At 57.8% G+C, this 18,038-nt stretch carries 15 protein-coding genes; 10 read left to right on the plus strand and 5 right to left on the minus strand.

Annotated elements, in window-relative coordinates; translation table 11 throughout:
- Positions 1-10 precede the first annotated feature (10 nt).
- From minC to minE, 3 genes are all read left to right on the plus strand, one after another.
- Positions 11-727 carry a septum site-determining protein MinC gene (gene minC / locus GOB81_RS08285; RefSeq protein WP_338421336.1) on the plus strand — a complete coding sequence of 239 codons (717 nt, stop codon included), beginning with the start codon at positions 11-13 and terminating at the stop codon, positions 725-727.
- 112 nt (positions 728-839) lie between these two features.
- Complete coding sequence (gene minD / locus GOB81_RS08290; RefSeq protein WP_173569926.1) at positions 840-1,655, plus strand: septum site-determining protein MinD; 816 nt, start codon at positions 840-842, stop codon at positions 1,653-1,655.
- Positions 1,652-1,948: a cell division topological specificity factor MinE gene (gene minE / locus GOB81_RS08295; protein ID WP_173569927.1), complete on the plus strand. Its 297-nt coding sequence runs from the start codon at positions 1,652-1,654 to the stop codon at positions 1,946-1,948. The genes minD and minE overlap by 4 nt, the downstream gene beginning before the upstream one ends.
- A gap of 549 nt (positions 1,949-2,497) precedes the next feature.
- On the opposite strand, the gene GOB81_RS08300 is transcribed toward minE, so the two are convergent.
- Positions 2,498-3,376: a LysR family transcriptional regulator gene (locus GOB81_RS08300; RefSeq protein WP_173569929.1), complete on the minus strand. Its 879-nt coding sequence runs from the start codon at positions 3,374-3,376 to the stop codon at positions 2,498-2,500.
- A gap of 102 nt (positions 3,377-3,478) precedes the next feature.
- On the opposite strand from GOB81_RS08300, the gene GOB81_RS08305 reads away from it, so the two are divergent.
- Positions 3,479-4,549, plus strand: a complete 1,071-nt coding sequence (locus tag GOB81_RS08305; protein WP_173569931.1) for a YeiH family protein — start codon at positions 3,479-3,481, stop codon at positions 4,547-4,549.
- 297 nt (positions 4,550-4,846) lie between these two features.
- Here the strand turns inward: GOB81_RS08305 and GOB81_RS08310 are convergent, their stop codons facing one another.
- The 3 genes from GOB81_RS08310 to GOB81_RS08320 all read right to left on the minus strand — a co-directional run bounded on the left by GOB81_RS08310 (position 4,847) and on the right by GOB81_RS08320 (position 9,933).
- A complete protein-coding gene (locus GOB81_RS08310) occupies positions 4,847-6,445 on the minus strand; it encodes a B12-binding domain-containing radical SAM protein (protein WP_173569932.1) in 1,599 nt (532 codons plus the stop codon).
- Between the two features lie 890 nt (positions 6,446-7,335).
- Positions 7,336-7,719 (minus strand): hypothetical protein, encoded by a 384-nt coding sequence (locus tag GOB81_RS08315; RefSeq protein ID WP_173569934.1) that lies wholly within the window; start codon positions 7,717-7,719, stop codon positions 7,336-7,338.
- Between the two features lie 717 nt (positions 7,720-8,436).
- Positions 8,437-9,933, minus strand: a complete 1,497-nt coding sequence (locus GOB81_RS08320) for a malate:quinone oxidoreductase (protein WP_173569936.1) — start codon at positions 9,931-9,933, stop codon at positions 8,437-8,439.
- A 342-nt stretch (positions 9,934-10,275) separates the two neighbouring features.
- Between GOB81_RS08320 and GOB81_RS08325 the strand changes: the two genes are divergently transcribed.
- Positions 10,276-10,707: an OsmC family protein gene (locus tag GOB81_RS08325; RefSeq protein ID WP_173569938.1), complete on the plus strand. Its 432-nt coding sequence runs from the start codon at positions 10,276-10,278 to the stop codon at positions 10,705-10,707.
- A 56-nt stretch (positions 10,708-10,763) separates the two neighbouring features.
- On the opposite strand, the gene bioB is transcribed toward GOB81_RS08325, so the two are convergent.
- The gene (bioB, locus tag GOB81_RS08330; RefSeq protein WP_173569940.1) at positions 10,764-11,771 is read right to left on the minus strand and encodes a biotin synthase BioB; all 1,008 of its coding nucleotides are present in this window, start codon (positions 11,769-11,771) and stop codon (positions 10,764-10,766) included.
- Between the two features lie 177 nt (positions 11,772-11,948).
- Between bioB and GOB81_RS08335 the strand changes: the two genes are divergently transcribed.
- From GOB81_RS08335 to GOB81_RS08355, 5 genes are all read left to right on the plus strand, one after another.
- Positions 11,949-13,742 (plus strand): sensor domain-containing phosphodiesterase, encoded by a 1,794-nt coding sequence (locus GOB81_RS08335; protein WP_242010136.1) that lies wholly within the window; start codon positions 11,949-11,951, stop codon positions 13,740-13,742.
- A gap of 119 nt (positions 13,743-13,861) precedes the next feature.
- A complete protein-coding gene (locus tag GOB81_RS08340) occupies positions 13,862-14,692 on the plus strand; it encodes a ferritin-like domain-containing protein (RefSeq protein WP_173569942.1) in 831 nt (276 codons plus the stop codon).
- A gap of 108 nt (positions 14,693-14,800) precedes the next feature.
- A complete protein-coding gene (locus GOB81_RS08345) occupies positions 14,801-16,861 on the plus strand; it encodes a M13 family metallopeptidase (RefSeq protein WP_173569943.1) in 2,061 nt (686 codons plus the stop codon).
- Between the two features lie 98 nt (positions 16,862-16,959).
- A complete protein-coding gene (locus GOB81_RS08350) occupies positions 16,960-17,715 on the plus strand; it encodes a glycine betaine ABC transporter substrate-binding protein (protein WP_173569944.1) in 756 nt (251 codons plus the stop codon).
- 1 nt (position 17,716) lies between these two features.
- Positions 17,717-18,034 (plus strand): hypothetical protein, encoded by a 318-nt coding sequence (locus tag GOB81_RS08355; RefSeq protein ID WP_242010137.1) that lies wholly within the window; start codon positions 17,717-17,719, stop codon positions 18,032-18,034.
- Positions 18,035-18,038 lie beyond the last annotated feature (4 nt).

Below are 18,038 nucleotides of genomic sequence, written 5' to 3' on the forward strand. Positions count from 1 at the left end.
GCGCCGCATCGTGACTTCGTCTACCGCTTCCACCGATCCTGCTGGCCTGCCACGAATCAGGGCGGGCGGGCGTTCCTTTCTGGCACTCGTCCTCACGCCTGAAGCCCCTCTGGATATATGGCTCGCCGCGCTCGACCATCAGGTCAGCCGGTCAGCCGGCTTCTTCGCGGGCAAGCCGATCATCCTCGACCTGACTCTCGTGCCGCTGGACACGCCTCATCTGGCGGACCTGCTGCCGGCACTTGTCGAGCGAGGCATTCGCGTGATCGGCATCGAAGGCGCGGATCGCGATGAGCCAGTGTTCTCGACGTGGGAGTGGCCCGAGGGACTGAACGGCGGACGGTCTACCGCCGCGGAAGAGATCCCCGTTGATTCCGTCGACGAGCCGGAGCTTCCGCCGGGCACGCTGATCATCGAGGAGCCCGTAAGGTCAGGCCAGCAGATCGTCTGGGCGGATGGCGACGTCATCGTTCTCGGGTCGGTTGCGTCCGGCGCGGAAGTCTCGGCAGGCGGTTCCATCCATGTTTACGGATCGTTGCGTGGGCGGGCCATCGCCGGGATCGTGGGACGCCCGGAGGCCCGGATTTTCGCGCGCGTGATGGAGCCTGAGCTTCTGGCCATTGACGGATTCTACGCAATTTCCGAAGAGATGCCCGAGGCGCTGATCGGAAAATCGTCACAGGCCATACTTGTTGACGAAGTGCTTACTCTTAAGCCGCTAACCTGAGCGTTATTCAGGTCGCGTATTTTTCTTGGGTGCACAGCCCTGATTTCGACACACATTCGATCCATTTGATGCGATAATCAGGGGTCGAAACAGATACAAGGACGAATAGTTTATGGCGCAGGTTCTCGTCGTCACATCCGGCAAGGGCGGCGTTGGTAAGACCACCACCACCGCAGCTCTCGGCGCGGCGCTCGCAAAGTCGGGAAAGTCCGTTGTCGTGGTCGATTTCGACGTTGGTCTGCGAAATCTCGATCTGGTGATGGGTGCCGAGCGCCGTGTGGTTTTCGATCTGGTCAACGTCATTCAGGGCGATGCCAAGCTGGCGCAGGCCCTGATCAGGGACAAGCGCCTCGACACGCTGTCCCTGCTTCCGGCGTCCCAGACGCGTGACAAGGATGCGCTGACGGCTGAAGGCGTGGCAAAGGTCATGGCCGAACTGAAGGAAAAGTTCGACTGGGTGGTGTGCGACAGCCCCGCCGGTATCGAGCGTGGCGCCCAGCTTGCCATGTCTCATGCCGATCAGGCGGTGATCGTCACCAACCCGGAAGTGTCCTCGGTGCGTGACAGTGACCGCATCATCGGGATGCTGGACAGCACGACGGAAATAGCGAAAACTGGCGAGAAGATGCCGAAGCATCTGCTCCTGACCCGTTATGATCCGGCCCGTGCTGCACGCGGTGAGATGCTGAGCGTCGATGATGTGCTGGAAATTCTCTCTATCCCGCTCATCGGGATTATTCCGGAGAGCCAGGATGTGCTGCGGTCTTCAAACCTTGGAGCACCGGTGACGCTGGCGGCACCAGAAAGTGCGCCGGCCCGCGCTTATTTCGAGGCTGCGCGCCGTCTTGCCGGGGAAAAAGTGAACGTCACCATCCCTACCGAAAAGAAGGGTCTCTTCGACTGGCTCTTCAAGCGAGGTGCTGCATGAGCTTTCTCGCAAATCTCTTCAACCGGCGCTCCTCCGCTCCCGTCGCCCGTGACCGGTTGCAGATTCTTCTGGCTCACGAGCGCGCCAGTGTTGGGGACGGCAAGTCAGACCTTCTGGTTCAGCTCCAGAAGGAGATCATGGAAGTGATCAGCAGGCACGTCGCCGTCGATCAGGACAAGGTGCAGGTCAAACTGGATCGTGGCTCTGGCTGCTCGATGCTTGAGATCGATATCGAGGTTCCGGGGATTGAGCAGACCCCGAAAGAAAAGGGTGGCAAGCCTCACTCCGCGTGAGACTTTGTTTTCTTTATTGATGAGATGAAAACGGCATTCCGTATCTACGGCATGCCGTTTTTTTATGGTGTGTGATCTGATGCCTCTGCCCGGTTTTCTGTTTTTAATTCAGTTTGCACAGCAGGAGGCGGTCTTCGCCCGGATGGTTTCTTGAAGACGGGGCAGGCCGTCCAAGCGTTTCAGTGCCAGATCCCTGAATGAGAAAATACCGCTTTTGCTTACTCTTAGAGGCTGTTTCAAAAGCTCTCTGCTGAGCGCAATTGTCCTTGATGGTGCGCACGACCGACGTGGATTTTTGAGCACTGAAGCGAAGCGGCCACGCAAGCCGTGAGCAGCGGCTCGCCGTCCGATAGCTTTTGAAACAGGCTTTTAAGGATGAGAAAGTCCGCATCGCATCACAGTGGACATTTGTTGTGGTGCTCTACCTTTCTTGGAAGCAGAGATGGCATCGTGATCCAGCCTGCAGAATAAGAAAATTCCTGATATCAGCGACACGTCCAGCATGAAACATACTTGCAGTGCGTTTCTGCCACTATGTGAGACCCGTCCTCACCGGGTCGTTTCAATCACCTGCAACAACGCATCCGCCGCTTTACTACGATAACGTTCCTTGTGGCGTAATCCGGAAAATATGCGTGGCCCGAAGTCCAGAGGGGCGACATGAAGAGTCCCTGCCGCCAGAGCTGGCGCTACAACAAGGGAAGACAGGGCCGCTATGCCAACGCCCGCTTCCACGGCCGTTCTGACACTCTCATTCGAGGGCAATACAAGAAATTCTTCGAGTGTCTCTGGCTGAACACCGACCTTGCGCAGGCAACCATCCAGTGAGGAGCGCGTGCCCGACCCGCGCTCACGCATGATCCAGCGGGCGCTTTGCAACCACGCGGCATCAATAGTGCTACCCTCATCAAACGGCGCAGCCTGAACCAGTTCAAGACGATCTTCACCGATGGGCCAGTGAGCAAGCGCAGGATCGTCCACCTTGCCTTCCACGATGCCAAGGTCGGATTTTCCATCCCGAACATGGGCGGCAACCTGTCGCGTATTGCCGATTTCCAGCACCACTTCGATATCGGGGAACTCGCGGCGGAACGTAACAAGAGCGGGGGGCAGCCAGTAGGCGGCAATTGTCTGGCTCGCGACCACGCGCAGAGTGCCGCGCCTTAAACCGCTCAGTTCATCAAGCACAGTCTCGGCAGTGGTCGCCTGAGCGAGAACACGCCGCGCTTCATCCAGAAAAATCTTTCCTGCTTCCGTCAGGGTAATACCCCGGCCGACACGGTGAAAGAGTTTGACGCCGTGGCGTTCTTCAAGCGCGGAGATCGCCGCAGAGGCGGTCGATTGCGTGATGTTCAGGGCGCGGGCCGCGGCGGTCATATGTTCACGCTCGGCCACGCTTATGAAAATTCGAAGCTGTTCGAGAGTCATGACACCTTCAATCAATCGCTTTTGACGAATGGAATAACAGAATCAATTCGTTTTATAGATTGTTTTTGAGGCGGTAGGGGAGAGAGACGAAAGGAAATCGTCTTGACCTGCTTTGCCCCCACACGTTTTTTCACCGCGCTCCGGCTTCTGTTTCCCGGCATTGGCCTGTGCCTCCTAGTCACCGCAGCGTCCTACGCTCTGGAAGCCGGAGAGCGTGCGCTGTTCGGCTCGGTCTGGCTGGAAGCGCTGGTTCTTGCCATCCTGACCGGAACGGCGCTCCGCAGTTTATGGGAGCCGGGCCCCCGGTGGCATGCAGGGATCGCATTCAGTGCAGGCTATCTTCTGGAGGTCTCGGTCGTTCTGCTGGGTGTTTCAGTCAGTGCGGCAAGTATCCTTGCAATCGGGCCGCTGCTGATCCTCAGTATTGCGCTGGTTGTGGTGATGGCGCTTGTGACCGGCTTCGGGATCGGCTGGCTTCTGGGTCTTTCGCCCCGCATGGCCCTGCTTGTCGCCTGCGGAAATGCAATCTGCGGGAACTCGGCGATTGCTGCCGTTGCGCCAGTCATCCGGGCGGATGGGAAAGATGTTGCGGCTTCCATCTCTTTTACAGCCGTTCTGGGGATTGCTGTCGTCACCGGACTGCCGTTTCTGGGGATTGCCCTGCGGATGAACGACGTGATGTTCGGGGCATTTTCCGGTTTGACAGTTTATGCAGTCCCGCAGGTCATTGCCGCAACTGCGCCGTTGGGAGCGGTAGCCATTCAGACGGGCACAGTGGTCAAACTCGTTCGTGTCCTGATGCTCGGGCCTGTCTGTTTTATACTGTCGCTTCTGGCGCCGTTTCTGCCCCCCGAGCCGCACAGCGAGGAAGACTCGATAGCGGGCGAACCGGGCAGTCCGTCAGGACTGTTCAGGTTTCTTCCATGGTTCATCATCGGGTTTCTTGTTCTGGTTACCTGCCGGTCTCTTGGCCTGGTTCCCGTATGGTTTTTATCCCCGGCCAGCCATGCGGCAACATTGCTGACGGTGATTTCCATGGGGGCGCTTGGTCTTGGCGTGGATATACGAACAGTGGCCCGGGCCGGAGGACGGGTAACGGCCACTGTCATTCTCTCTCTGATGGGGCTCGGTGCAATCAGTTATGGATTGCTGAAGCTTCTGCATGTTGGATGAAGCGTGAGTCTTTGAAATGGAATGCGGTCAGGAATGAGCACTAAAACAGGGGCACAAACAGTCTGAAATGCGATTTTACGAGGACAGGAAACGCCAACAGATGAAGGATTAATCTGCGAACGTCGCCTTTTGCGTAATCCGTTTCAAAGTGGATATTTCGCTTGCCCCGCGGAAACGGTCTGTCTGTCTGCTTGCAGCGCTGAGCAGACAGATTGAACCTTCTCTACGGCATAAACGGTATTTTGGTTCATTCCTAAAGGCGAATTTGGCTTTCAGGAATGAACCAATCAAGCTGGATCAGGCCGACAGGAGTACGGGTTCGGCGGCCAACAGGACCGGAGGAGCCTGCCAGCGTCCTTGCTCGATATCCTCGATTTCCCGATCGATTTCGCCGATGACCTGTTGTGCGAACGGACCGAGGTGCAAATAAAGAGCGCTGACCATGACCACATAAGGCAACGCTTTTGGATTGTGCAGGGCGCAGTCCAGAAGCATGCGCCCGAATTGCTTGCCGGCTCCGGGGCGTGCGCGGTGAATTCGGAAAAGTAACCGAACAAAACTGCGGAGATCACCGCGTATCATCCGATGGGTTCGTTCCCGTTTGAGCATCCGCCCCAACCGACGGACACGACCGAAATACGCGACCGGATTATAGATTGAGTCGAGTATGTTACGGTAGTCTCTCAGGATATCGGAACGGGGACGCTTCGTTTCAAAGTTCAACCCGGCGGTGCACTGGTCTCCCGACTGCGTTTGGTCTTCCCCGGAGAAGAGGCGTCCCTCGGCCAGAAGACGGCGTGTGAGCTGTGTGGTTGGCAGGGCATAAAGCAGGCCAACCATGCAGACCGGGATCGATGTATCTTCAATACATTCAATCATACCTGCGGCGATGCTGCCGCGCTCACTGTCGAACCCGACGATGAAGCCTGCATTCACGAAAATACCGGCTTCATGGATTTTGGTGATGCTTTCTTGCAGGCTGCGCCGGGTATTCTGCTTTTTCTGCATCAGAATCAGAGATTCCGTATCCGGACTCTCGATGCCGACGAACACTGCGAAGAAATTCGTCTCCGCCAGACCGCGCAACAGGTCTTCATCGTCGGCGAGGTTGACTGACGCCTCGGTTGAAAACTCGAACGGGAAGGCTTTCTCGTTCTGCCAGCGCTTTAGCTCAGGCAGAAATTTCTTGAGCGCTTTCTTGTTGCCAATCAAATTGTCGTCAACAAAATCGACATGCCCACGATAGCCGAGCGCGTACAAGGCATCCAGCTCAGCCAGAACCTGTTCATTCGTCTTGGTACGAGGAACCCGACCGTATAGCTCGATAATGTCGCAAAACTCGCAACTGAACGGACAGCCGCGCGAGAACTGAATGCCAACATGCAGATAGTGGTTCAGTTTCAGCAGATCGAAGCGGGGAAGTGGACTCTTGGTGACGTCCGTCTTTCCCATAGGCGCTTTGAAAACGCCCTCTCGGGCGCCACTACGCCAGGCCGCGATAAAATCGTCCATGATCTCCTCGGCTTCACCGAGGACCTGAAAATTCGCGCCACTGTAAAGGTCAGGACTGGACGTGACATCAGGACCGCCAATGACCACCGGCTTATCAGCCGCACGACACATTTCGATAATACGATTGGCATCGTTTCGCTGAGGGAGCATCCCTCCCGTCATCACCATGTCGGCCCAGGCGAAATCATCATCGGTCAGAAGTTCGGTGTTACGATTGACCAGCTTGATTTCCCAGTTTTTCGGGAGCAGGGCGGCCACAGTAATCAGACCAAGGGGGGCCGCCGGGTAGCGTGCACCGGCCAGATCACAAGCTTCCTTGTAATTCCAGAACGAGCTTGCGTTGAAGAGCGGAAAGATCATCAGGACCTTGCAGCTATCGGTCATCGGGAAGAGATCCCTTCGGTTCAACAGTTGGTCAGGATCAAAGTGGGAGATCTCTCGCCCTCTTCGACAGCGCACCGGTCCGGGAAGGACACGGCTCGACGTGAGGGATGACATGCCATGGCCGTGGCATGCCTTTCATATTGGTGGCAGGTCCGGAGACTTGGGACGGGGGTATTCCAGCGAAAGAGCGTCATCAGCCCCAACCCTCTGAGTGAATGGCGCTTATACGCTGAATATCTGCCAATAGCGATAGATGCAGTCTTTACGACATCAGGCACATTGAGAATGTAGCAGCTTTTCTCGACGGGGCAGCAGTCACTCTGGTGACTGAAAATTACGAAGCACGGAGATGTCGGATGTGGGTTTTGCCTGAAAGGTAGCCGGAACACCGTCAACTGCGTCGTCAAAGCCGGTGAGGGGACGTCTCAAGGGGCTTCAGGAGAAGCAGATCGCCCTATAGCGTCGGTCGGGAGGTAGAGTTGTTGTTCAATATGCGAACCGTGCACTCATCCGGCCAAAGCTGACTGTGAAGTGTGGTGCGCAAGATCGGCACCGTGCCTGCGTTACTCGGCTTTTAACCGAATTAAGGCACTCTTTCGCGTCATGCAGGGATACTTGGGAAAAGCGGAAACTCTCCTCAGCGAAGGTATTCAACAAAATGGTGATGCCAATCGCATGGGCTGTCTAGTTGTTTCCGGGGGATACGACATCTAACTCACAAGCGCGCAGAACTCACCACAGCAGTAATTTTTCACATCGTTCATGACATCATGCTTGAAACGACGTGTAGTTTTCGTAAGGAAGGCTTTAAACGAGCGAAACCCGATAAACTGTTCTCTCTGACCTCTGAAAAAATCTAAGTTCAAAGAACGAATGCCCAGTCCTGACCTTCAGTCGTCGGCGAGTCCGAACTGAACGGGATATGGCATCGCTTTGCGTCCCAGTTTCTTCTTTTTCCACTCTGCCAGCGCCCTGTTGTATTCGACATGACGCAGGACGAACTGGAGGGCTTCCACATGGCGCTCGTCATTGGCATCCATCGTGTTGCGACGCCAGCCAGCCGCGATCAGCCAATGCTCACCTGCAAGTGCATAGGAGCCGGCCTGATGATACTGGACAGCAAGCCGCTCGAGCCCGTGATACTCATTATTCGGGTTGGCGAGAGCCTCCGCACTGATGAGGAAGTCGTCGCCTTTCCACTTGAACGTCGGCTTCATGTAGGGAAACTGCCGCGTCACGCCGCCCGGATCACCGAAATGTTCCTTAATCAGCATCGGGACCAGCCTGTCGTAAGATCGACGCCATTCACATTGCACGGGCTGCTCCCTGAAGATCACGTTGAAGAACGTTGTCCCCTATAACGAAGCGGTCGGTCAGTGTCGATTTTCTGACGTTCCCTCAGAATACGGCCTTGAGAAAGACGGGCAGCACCGTCCTTCCTTCAGGCAAGATATGTCGGCCTGAAAGAGGGGACTGACTTCTCGGGCAAACCCTTTCTCGCCGCCGATCTACGGAAGTCGTTCCACTTCACCGCCGTAGCCGCTCAAAAGGGCTCATGCGGTGAATATGTGACTGCCTTATGCTTGAGGTCCGATTGGCCGCCTCCTGTCCCATGGCCTCCAGCGAGCGGGGTCTGTTGGGCAATTTCAAGGGAGACCGCAGCGTAGCGGTTATTATCTCCAATGTGCCCTTAACGAGTGGTTGGGAGGTAGCCAGACGAATCTCTACGAAGCCAACAATAGCGTGAATGTCACCGTTCATGACGTGCACACTATCGGTTCCGATGTCCGCTTCCGGGAAACGCGGGGCACATGTGGAGAGCCGTCCGTGCGTGTAAAGGTCGAGGCAGGGCGGAAGCAGAGTATCGGCTATTTCACGCTTGTTACTCGACAGCGGACATTCCGTTCATGCCTCGCTTCCAAACGATATAATTACCCACGGAAACCTTGAGCCGAAAGGAGACGAAAGACCCTCCCGGCTCAAGGGGAAACTCAGTCTTCCAGTCGCAGCGTTTCAGTCGTTTCCTTACGCACAGTCGCGCATAATTGTGGATTATCGGAGAGCTTCTGCCCGAAGGACGGCACCATTTCCTTCAGTTTCGGTTCCCACGAGGGAAGTTGCTCTGCGAAACACTTGCGGATGATGGTCAGCATGATCGGAGCCGCCGTGGAAGCGCCCGGGGACGCCCCGAGGAGAGCCCCGATTGAGCCGTCGGCGGAACTGATCACTTCCGTTCCGAACTGAAGAACGCCACCTTTTTTCGGATCGGCCTTGATGACCTGCACACGTTGCCCAGCAACGACCAGTTCCCAGTCCTCGTCACGCGCGTCAGGTACGAAATCACGAAGCGCCTTCATGCGATCCGCATTGCTCTGGAGAACCTGCTGGATCAGATATTTTGTCAGCGCCCAGCTATCGCGGGCAACAGCCAGAATGGCCCCGATATTGTTGGCACGGATCGAGCGCGGCAGATCAAGCAGAGAGCCCTTTTTCAAAAAACGTGTCGAGAAGCCAGCATACGGCCCGAACAGCAGGGCGGGCGCGCCATCAATCATGCGCGTATCGAGGTGTGGCACGGACATCGGCGGCGCACCGACGGAGGCCTTGCCGTAAACCTTGGCACGATGAGCCGCGATCACATCAGGATTCTTACAGCGCAGGAACTGGCCGCTTACGGGAAATCCGCCGACGCCACGGGATTCCGGAATGCCGGTTTTCTGGAGCAGGGGAAGGGCCGCCCCACCTGCGCCAATGAAGATAAAGCGGGCGCTGACTGTCCGCGACTGACCGGAATGAAGATTTTTCACGCGGACATTCCAGCGACCGTCGGCGGCACGCTTGATGTCTTCCACTTCGTGGCCGGTGTGAAGGCTGACACCCGGTCTGGTTTCCAGCGACTTGAACAGAAGACACGAAAGCGCGCCAAAATTCACATCGGTGCCGGAAGCGATCCATGTGGCCGCGAGTTTCTCCCCGTCGGCCCGATTGTTCATGACCAGCGGCATCCACTGACGCAGTTGTGCCTGATCTTCCGAGTAGCGCATGCCGGAAAAGAGTGGGTGGTCTTTCAGGGCGTCATAGCGGCGACGCAGGAAATCGACGTTCTTGTCGCCCCATACGAAGCTCATATGTGGGATGGGGGTAATGAAATCGCGGGGGTTGGCGATCTGGCCTGATTTCACGAGATAGGACCAGAACTGACGGGAGACCTGAAACTGTTCGTTGACGTTCAGCGCCTTGCTGATGTCGATGGTGCCGTCTGCGTTCTCGGATGTATAGTTCAGTTCGCACAGTGCTGAGTGCCCGGTGCCGGCGTTGTTCCAGGCATTCGAACTTTCCTGCGCGACACTGTCGAGCCGCTCGAAGATGTCGATCGTCCAGTCGGGCTGCAGCGTGTTGAGAAAGGTGCCGAGCGTGGCGCTCATGACACCACCGCCGATTAAAAGAACATCCGTCGAATTACGGACTTCAGTCGTTGCAGCACTCATAAAACTCTCCGGCAGATAACACGCGGCGAACCGCAGGGCATACTCCTCGCGCCGGGAGAATGGCGCGATCGGAGCGGAGTGGAAAGAGGCACCTGCGCACCCGCAACGTGTCCGGCCGGAGCCGGGTGCAGGGTCGTTCGCAGTGTTATGTCATTCCAAAGCATGGTCTTCCGTATGCACGCGATTCCGTTTGTGTGTGACATCATCTCTTTGCGAGCATCTTGTCTGTGCGGTGAAACTACCCTTGCTTCGCGGGCGTTCCAATGGGGCACATAGGCAGGATGGGACATGCTGTTTCCGGCCAGGAAGCAACGGCCCGCTGCCAGAAAAGGGACGTGACTCATGACTATCAAAAAATATGGAACTGCCCATTGGGAAGGCGGAATCAAAGACGGAAAAGGCCTGATCTCAACGGAAAGCGGAGCGCTCAAGGACCAGCCGTACGGTTTCAATACACGCTTCGAGGGCAAGCCCGGCTCCAATCCCGAAGAGCTTCTCGGGGCGGCTCACGCAGCCTGTTTCACAATGGCGCTGTCATTGATTCTGGGTAACGCAGGCCATACGGCGACGGGGCTGGATACGAAAGCCGTTGTCTCGCTCGAGAAGCAGGGAGAGGGGTTTGCCATCACGGCGGTGCAGCTGACACTGACCGGCTCCGTGCCGGACATCAGCGAAGCCGACTTCGTGAAGCTGGCGGAGCAGGCCAAAGCCAACTGCCCGGTCTCCAAACTGTTCAACACCGAAATCTCGTTGAATGCGACGCTGAAGAGCTGACGGACTACAAATCAGGCGACCGTCCCATCCGACGGCCGCCTGATGCTACCGGTTGTTTACTTCGACAGGACGGTCGTGTGCATGCCCAGACGGTCCAGCAACTGGCGATCGCGTGTGGCGGCGGGGTTGGGTGTGGTGAGAAGACGTTCCCCATAGAAGATGGAGTTCGCGCCCGAGAGGAAACACAGGGTCTGGGTTTCGTCGGTCATGTTCTCACGCCCGGCGGCGAGGCGCACATGGCTGGCAGGCATGGTGATGCGGGCGACTGCGATCACGCGGACGAAATCGATGGGATCGACTTCCTCTGCGGTGGCGAGGGGTGTTCCGGCGACCTTGACCAGCAGATTGATCGGCACGCTTTCCGGATGTTTCGGCATGGAGGCGAGGGAGGCAATCATCCCTGCACGGTCCGACTCACCTTCGCCCATGCCGACAATGCCACCGCAACAGACGTTGATGCCCGCATCGCGCACATTAGCCAGCGTGTCGAGGCGATCCTGATAGGTGCGCGTGGAGATGATTTCGCCGTAGAACTCGGGCGAGGTGTCGATGTTGTGGTTGTAGTAGTCGAGGCCCGCATCCTTCAGGCGATGGGCCTGCCGGTCGTCGAGCATCCCGAGGGTGACGCAGGTTTCGAGGCCGAGCGCCTTCACCCCTTCGATCATGGAGCACACGGCCTCAAGGTCATGATCTTTTGGTGAGCGCCATGCCGCGCCCATGCAGAAACGGGCGGCGCCCGCCTCTCGAGCCCGTTTCGCTTCTGCGAGAACGCCGTCCACGGCCATCAGCTTTTCAGCCTTCAGGCGCTCCTCGTGGCGTGAGCTCTGCGGGCAGTAAGCGCAGTCCTCCGGGCAGCCGCCGGTCTTGATCGACAGCAGCGTGGAGATCTGGATCTCGGTGGGATCGAAAAACTGCCGATGGAGCGTTTGCGCCCGGTAAAGCAGTTCCGGGAAGGGGAGGTTGAGAAGCTCTTCTACCTCCGCCCGCGTCCAGTCATGTCGCAGCGGGGAGGCTGGAGGCGTGGGTGACGTCGAAAGAGCGCTGAGGGAACTGCCGTCGGCCATGCGGAAAGTGCTTCTCTTCTGCTGCGTGTGGAAACCTTATCTGGCACGGAATCTTCCCTGTGTTCAACGGATCGCTGCACCTTCAGTGACGGGATCGGTGGTCGGCCGCCAGAAGGGCGGAGAATTAATCACTTTTTTATTCTGGACCGGCATGGTGGTGAGCTGAACGGGAAGAGTATGTTGGGACCAATGGGGCTCCACGAGACGAACAAGGCCGGAGCCGCCATGGAGCGCAGGCTTGAACAACTCGCCGCGCTTGCTTTTGCGGCGGCCGATGTGTTGTTCGAGGTGGACCGGGCATTCCGCATCCGTCATGCGGGTGGAGGAATCCAGAAGCTGACCGGTCACGGCGCGAAAGCAGTCCGCGGTCTTTCTCTCTTCGATCTTATCGTTCCGGCTGATCGCATCTATCTGCGTCGTGTTGTCGAGGCGTTTGACAGCGACAAGCCCGTTGGCCGCACGTCCGTGCGTTTTCTGTGTGGCGAAAGCGATTCTGTCACAGCCATGCTGGGCATGAGCGCCATGCCCGGTGGCAGTGGCGAGCGTCTCGTCACGGCGACGATCCTGGATCGGGGCTTCATCGCTTGCGCGGAGTCCGACGGATTTCTGGATCGGGCTGCTTTTGTCGATCTTGCGCGTCGTCTCACCCCCCGCGCTGGCGAAAGCACGCGGTTCACTGTCGTCATGCTGGCGCTCCCGCAACTGGTCAGCAATTCGGCTATAAAGGGAACGGCGCTGGGAACGGCGTTTCTGGCGGAAGTGGAAGCGATCCTGCGGCTGAACAGTGAGGGCGGAGCCGTCACACGGCTGGGTGACGATGCCTTTGCTTATGTGCAGAAAGTCGACGGCGATCCGAGGGTCGTCGAACGCAAGATCGAGGCTGCGACAGACGCGCTTCTTGCCAGCCCCTGCATCCAGACGCTGCCGCTGGACACCTCGCTCATGGAGCAGAAGGAGGTCGAAGCTGCTCTCAATTACGCGCTGGAGAAATTCTCGAATAATCGTGCGCGTCTTGCCGAAAGATTCGACAATCTGCCGGACTGCCTTGCCGCCGCCACGAGCAGGGATCGGGGGCTCGTCACGTCCTGCCGTAGCATTATCGAGGACGAGACGTTTTTTCAGGTGCTGCAACCTATTCTGACGCTCAAAACGGGCGTCATACAGCATTATGAAGTGTTGACGCGGTTTGCCGAAGGGGTGGCGAGGGGAATCGCCAATACCGGCGATTTCATCAAAATTGCCGAGCAGATCGGCATGATCAACACATTCGATCTGCTCAACTGCGTAAAGACGATCAAACTTCTTCAGAAACTGCCCCCCGGAATCCGACTAGCTCTGAATGTGTCCGGCCGGTCCGTGCAGTCGGCCGAGTTTTCCGCCCAACTCCTGAACCTTCTCGACTCTGCCGACATGCAGGTGGCGCCCTCCCGTTTGCTGATTGAAATTACCGAAACGCGGGGTATCAGCGACTTCGAGGGGCCGGTGGAACTCCTCCAGACGCTGGTAAGGCGCGGACACCGGATATGCCTCGACGATTTTGGTGCCGGGGCCATGAGCTTTGAATATCTGCGCCGTTTTCCCGTGAATTACGTCAAGATCGACGGTCATTTCTTTCGGAACGCCATGATCAGTGGGCGCGACAGAATTCTGGTGCGTGCCATTGCCCGCTGCTCATTCGAGCTGGGCTGCCGGACCGTCGCTGAAATGATCGAGACGGAAGTTGAAGCTGCACTTGCCCGTGAACTTGGGGTGGAATGCGGGCAGGGATGGTTGTTCGGCCACCCTATGACGGCGGATGCGTTGCTGGCTTCGGTCGCGGCCAGTCAGGCTGGAAATCCAGCCCGCGTCCAGTCGGCGGTCAGACGGAAAATTTCACCAGTCATGTCCGAGGGGAATGCCGTGCCTGCCGCCAGCGTCCGCAAGGAACTGCCGCTTCCGAGCGTGGCAGTCGCGCCAGGTGGCTCCGTCTGACAGTTTTGTAACCCTTGTTTCCACCCCCTCCTTTCTTGACGTGAAGACTATTTGAGAGCAGGCGGAGGCGACATGACGGTAACGTCAAGATTGTAATATTCCGGAAGTGGGGGGAGGGGATGAAGCACTGGCATATCGACCAGCTGGACTGGGGCAGTTTCGATCCCTCCCGCGTCGACCCTGATCTGGTAGCCGTGGTGAAAGCGGCATCTGTCGTCGAGCGCAACGGTGTCGATTACGCCGTTTACCTGAATCATGTCTTTTCGGACGACAAGGATTTCCAGGAAGCGGCGGACAACTGGGCCCTTGAAGAGGTGCAGCACGGAGACGCTCTTGGGCGTTGGGCCATGCTGGCTGAACCCGGCTGGGACTATCCGGCTGCATTCGACCGCTACCGTTCGACGTTCCATATCGACCTCGACACGACCTCTTCAGTTCGCGGTTCCCGCACAGGCGAACTGATCGCGCGGTGCATGGTCGAGACCGGTACATCCTCTTTTTATTCATCGCTTGCGGACGCTACCGACGAGCCTTTGCTGAAAAACATCTGCAAGCTGATCGCTGCTGATGAATACCGGCATTTCAAGCTGTTTTACGATCATCTGAACCGCTATTTGCGGCGTGAAAAACTTGGGCCTTGGAAGCGCACGCGCATAGCACTCGGACGTATTACCGAAAGCGAGGACGACGAACTCGCCTCGGCTTATTACACGACCAATGAACCGCCTTCGGTGCCGTATGACCGCAAGCGCTGCATCGCCGGGTACATGTCGCGGGCGCTGAAATCATACCGCCAGAAACACATCGACCGGGTCACCGGCATGGTTTTCAAGACCATCGGGTTCAAGCCACATAGCCGGCTGCACATGCTGGCGTCCCGGGCGGTTTATGCCCTGATCCGGCAGCGTCAGCGCAGCTTTGCCAAGGCAGCGCAGGTAACCAGCGCGTAACTCAGCTTTTGACCCTGTTGACCCTGCGCCTTACGATGTGAACCCAGCAGGTTATTCCAGGAGAAGGCTGCGTTTCGTAGCCTGCACTTGAAAGGTATCGTTCACCGCATGTCGTCTTCGAAGATTTCCTCCCATATCCGTTCATCGTTCGCCAGTCTTCTGGTGGGGTCAGCGCTGGTGACGCCCGCCGTCGCAGCGTCCGCCACCATCCAGCCTTGGGGCTTCGATCTGGCCGGACGGGACGTGAATGTCGCGCCGGGGAACAGCTTCTTTGAATACGCCAATGGCAGTGCGGTAAAAAAACTGGTCATTCCGGCGGACCGCACATCGTTCGGGGCCTTCGACGCACTGCGTGACCTGTCGCAGAAGCGGGTGCGCGATATTCTCACTGGTCTGGCGCGGGAACGCATCAGCAAACCGGAGACCACAGACCAGAAGCTTGCTGTTTATTACACGAGTTTCATGGATGAGAAGCAGGTCGAAGCCCTCGGCGCGAAACCGCTTGCTCCTGATCTTTCTGCGATCCGTGCGATCAAAACACCAGCCGATCTGGCGCACCTGATCGGCACCGGACAGACGTCTTTCCAGTATTCGCCCTTTTCCCTCGGCATTCAGCCGGATGCTAAAGATCCCACACGTTTTTCCCTGTCGCTCGATCAGGGTGGGCTTGGGATGCCGGATCGCGATTATTACCTGAAAGAGACCTTCGCGGCGAAAAAACAGGCTTACGGTGCTTATATCGTCAGGATGCTGCACCTTGTCGGCTGGCAGGACGGCGATGCGATGGCGAAAGAAATCCTCGCCTTCGAAACAAAGATTGCGGCAGTGCACTGGGAACGCGCGGACATGCGTGACCCGGACAAGACCTATAATCCTCGTTCCGTTTCCGCGCTGGAAAAGGAAGCGCCCGGCTTCGACTGGGTGGCATGGCTTTCCGGGGCTGGCATTACACGGCAACAGGCGGATGCTGCGACCATCGTTGTCGGTGAACCGTCAGCCATAACCGGTCAGGCGAAGGTGATGAATGAGACGCCGATGCCGGTCCTGCAGGCATGGCTGGCATTCCATCTCGCGAATAATGCGGCCTCCACATTATCCACTCCTTTCGTCAACGCCTCGTACGAGTTCAATCGAAAGACCATTGCCGGTCAGCCGAAGCTGGCCGCGCGCTGGAAGCGGGCCACGGATGCAACGGACGATGCGATGGGGTGGGCGATCGGCAGGATTTATGTGGATAAATATTTCCCTGCCGACAGCAAGGCCAAGATGGAGGAACTGACGACGCACCTGAAAGCGGCCTTCCGCGTGCGTCTTCAGAACAACAGCTGGATGAGCGAGGCCACGAAACGGCAGGCGCTCGTCAAGCTGGATCATTTCGACATTCAGGTCGGTTATCCCAAGAAGTGGCGTGATTATAATGATCTGACCGTCATTCCTGGGGATGTTTACGGCAATGTCGCTCGTGCCAGCGGGTTCGAATGGCGCTACTGGCTCGGCCACCTTGGCAAGCCGGTTGACCGTGACGAGTGGGATATGACGCCGCAGACGGTCAATGCCTACAATAATCCGGTCTTTAATGAGGTTGTCTTCCCGGCCTCAATTCTGCAGCCGCCGTTTTTTGACCCGCACGCTGATCCTGCCATCAATTACGGGGCGATCGGCGGCGTGATCGGTCATGAGATGACGCATGGCTTCGATGATGAAGGTCGCAAGTTCGACGAGAACGGGCGCTTGCATGACTGGTGGACGAAGGAGGACGCCGAACGCTTTAAGAAGCTCGGTGATCGTCTTGGCGCGCAGTATGACGCGTTCGAGGTGCTGCCGGGCGTTCATCTCAATGGAAAGCTGACCATGGGCGAGAATATCGCCGATCTGGGCGGCCTTACTCTCGCTCTGGATGCGTATCGTGCCGCGCTGCTGACCAAAGACGCGCCGGTGCTGGATGGCATCACCGGCGAACAGAGAGTGTTCCTTGGCTGGGCGCAGGTGTGGCGCATGAAGGTCCGTGACGAACGCGCGCGTCAGCTTGCGGTGGTGGATCCGCATTCCGCGCCTGCGGCTCGCGTCAATCTGCCAGCGCATAACATCGACGCATGGTATAAGGCCTGGAACGTGCAGGCAGGACAGAAACTGTATCTTGCGCCGGACGACCGCGTTAAAATCTGGTAAGCGCACCCTTCTGATCCTGCCCCGGCAGGGGCGCACCTTAGAACGTAGCCTGCGTCACGGTTCTGGCGCAGGCCTCCACAGGAAAAGAACGCTTCCCGATGACGATATTCACGCTCGCATACCGCAACTCTCCCTTGCACGCCGCAGCGGCGGCAGCGGTCGCGCGGGTGCTGGAAGCTTATGAAATCGAGCCTGATTACGTTTCCGGCGACGACGCCGCACTGGCCCGGATGATGGCGGATGGAGAGATCGATCTTTTCGCCACGGCATGGTTGCCGGAACAGGATGCGGCCTTTCTCTCGCCGGCCGTTGAAACGCTGGGCAATCTCTACCGTCCGGCGTTCGGTTTTTTCGTAAATGATGCTGCTGGCTCGTCGTTGTCGGAACTGTCTTCCCTGGAAGCTCTGGCAGCCTCCGACGTGGCGCGGAATCTGATTGTTCCCGAGAGCGTCGTGTCACGCGTCCGGCGCGTGGTCGCGGGATACCGGCTGACGGAAGCGGGTTTCACCATCGAGTCGCATCCCGATGAGCAGGCCTATGAGGCTGCGGCTGCCGCGCTTGAGGCAGGCGAACCGGTTGTCCTGCCGTTGTTCAATCCCTGTTATCTTGTTCACAGCCAGCCCCTTCGTATGCTTGCCGACCCGAAAGGCATGGCAGGCGAGGAGCTTGAGGCCCGTCTGCTCATCAATAAATCGACCCGCAAAAGCGTGGACAGCGATCTCATCGACGAACTGGATGAGTTGACGCTGGGCAACAAGGTGGTCAGTGCGCTTGATAATGCCCTGCGCCACCTCGGCATGACCGCGGACGAAGCCGCCGAGGAGTGGCAGCGCGGCAAGTTGCTGCCTCGCTGAGATGATCGTTTCGCCCGATCCCATGTCGCCAGAGGCTGTCCCGCAGCTTCATGGCGTGGACGGGATCAGCCTTGCTATGGCGATGACGGAAACGCATCAGCTCCAGGTTGGCGAAGGCGAGAAAGCGGTCATCGTGCAGCTTCCTCCACAGGCGCGGGGGATTTTCCCCCTGATCGATGGACGCGCCACGGTGGCTGATGTGGCTGCACGGCTCGAAACACGAGGCGTGAATGCAGAGCAGTTTGAAACTGTCTGGCGCGCTACGGTGAAGGCGCTGGCGCCTTTCGGGCTGCTCGCCCTCACTGCGCCATCTCCCTGACACT

The sequence above is a fragment of the Acetobacter conturbans genome (genome assembly GCF_011516755.1).
Classification (GTDB): Bacteria; Pseudomonadota; Alphaproteobacteria; order Acetobacterales; family Acetobacteraceae; genus Acetobacter; species Acetobacter conturbans.

Bases quoted from the DNA above. Each gene is read 5' to 3' on its own strand.
- minD (WP_173569926.1), top strand. From the start codon at position 840: ATGGCGCAGGTTCTCGTCGTCACATCCGGCAAGGGCGGCGTTGGTAAG.
- GOB81_RS08335 (WP_242010136.1), top strand. From the start codon at position 11,949: ATGTTGGGACCAATGGGGCTCCACGAGACGAACAAGGCCGGAGCCGCC.
- GOB81_RS08345 (WP_173569943.1), top strand. From the start codon at position 14,801: ATGTCGTCTTCGAAGATTTCCTCCCATATCCGTTCATCGTTCGCCAGT.
- GOB81_RS08350 (WP_173569944.1), top strand. From the start codon at position 16,960: ATGACGATATTCACGCTCGCATACCGCAACTCTCCCTTGCACGCCGCA.
- GOB81_RS08310 (WP_173569932.1), bottom strand. From the start codon at position 6,445: ATGACCGATAGCTGCAAGGTCCTGATGATCTTTCCGCTCTTCAACGCA.
- GOB81_RS08325 (WP_173569938.1), top strand. From the start codon at position 10,276: ATGACTATCAAAAAATATGGAACTGCCCATTGGGAAGGCGGAATCAAA.
- GOB81_RS08300 (WP_173569929.1), bottom strand. From the start codon at position 3,376: ATGACTCTCGAACAGCTTCGAATTTTCATAAGCGTGGCCGAGCGTGAA.
- GOB81_RS08320 (WP_173569936.1), bottom strand. From the start codon at position 9,933: ATGAGTGCTGCAACGACTGAAGTCCGTAATTCGACGGATGTTCTTTTA.
- GOB81_RS08315 (WP_173569934.1), bottom strand. From the start codon at position 7,719: ATGCTGATTAAGGAACATTTCGGTGATCCGGGCGGCGTGACGCGGCAG.
- bioB (WP_173569940.1), bottom strand. From the start codon at position 11,771: ATGGCCGACGGCAGTTCCCTCAGCGCTCTTTCGACGTCACCCACGCCT.
- minE (WP_173569927.1), top strand. From the start codon at position 1,652: ATGAGCTTTCTCGCAAATCTCTTCAACCGGCGCTCCTCCGCTCCCGTC.
- GOB81_RS08355 (WP_242010137.1), top strand. From the start codon at position 17,717: ATGATCGTTTCGCCCGATCCCATGTCGCCAGAGGCTGTCCCGCAGCTT.
- GOB81_RS08340 (WP_173569942.1), top strand. From the start codon at position 13,862: ATGAAGCACTGGCATATCGACCAGCTGGACTGGGGCAGTTTCGATCCC.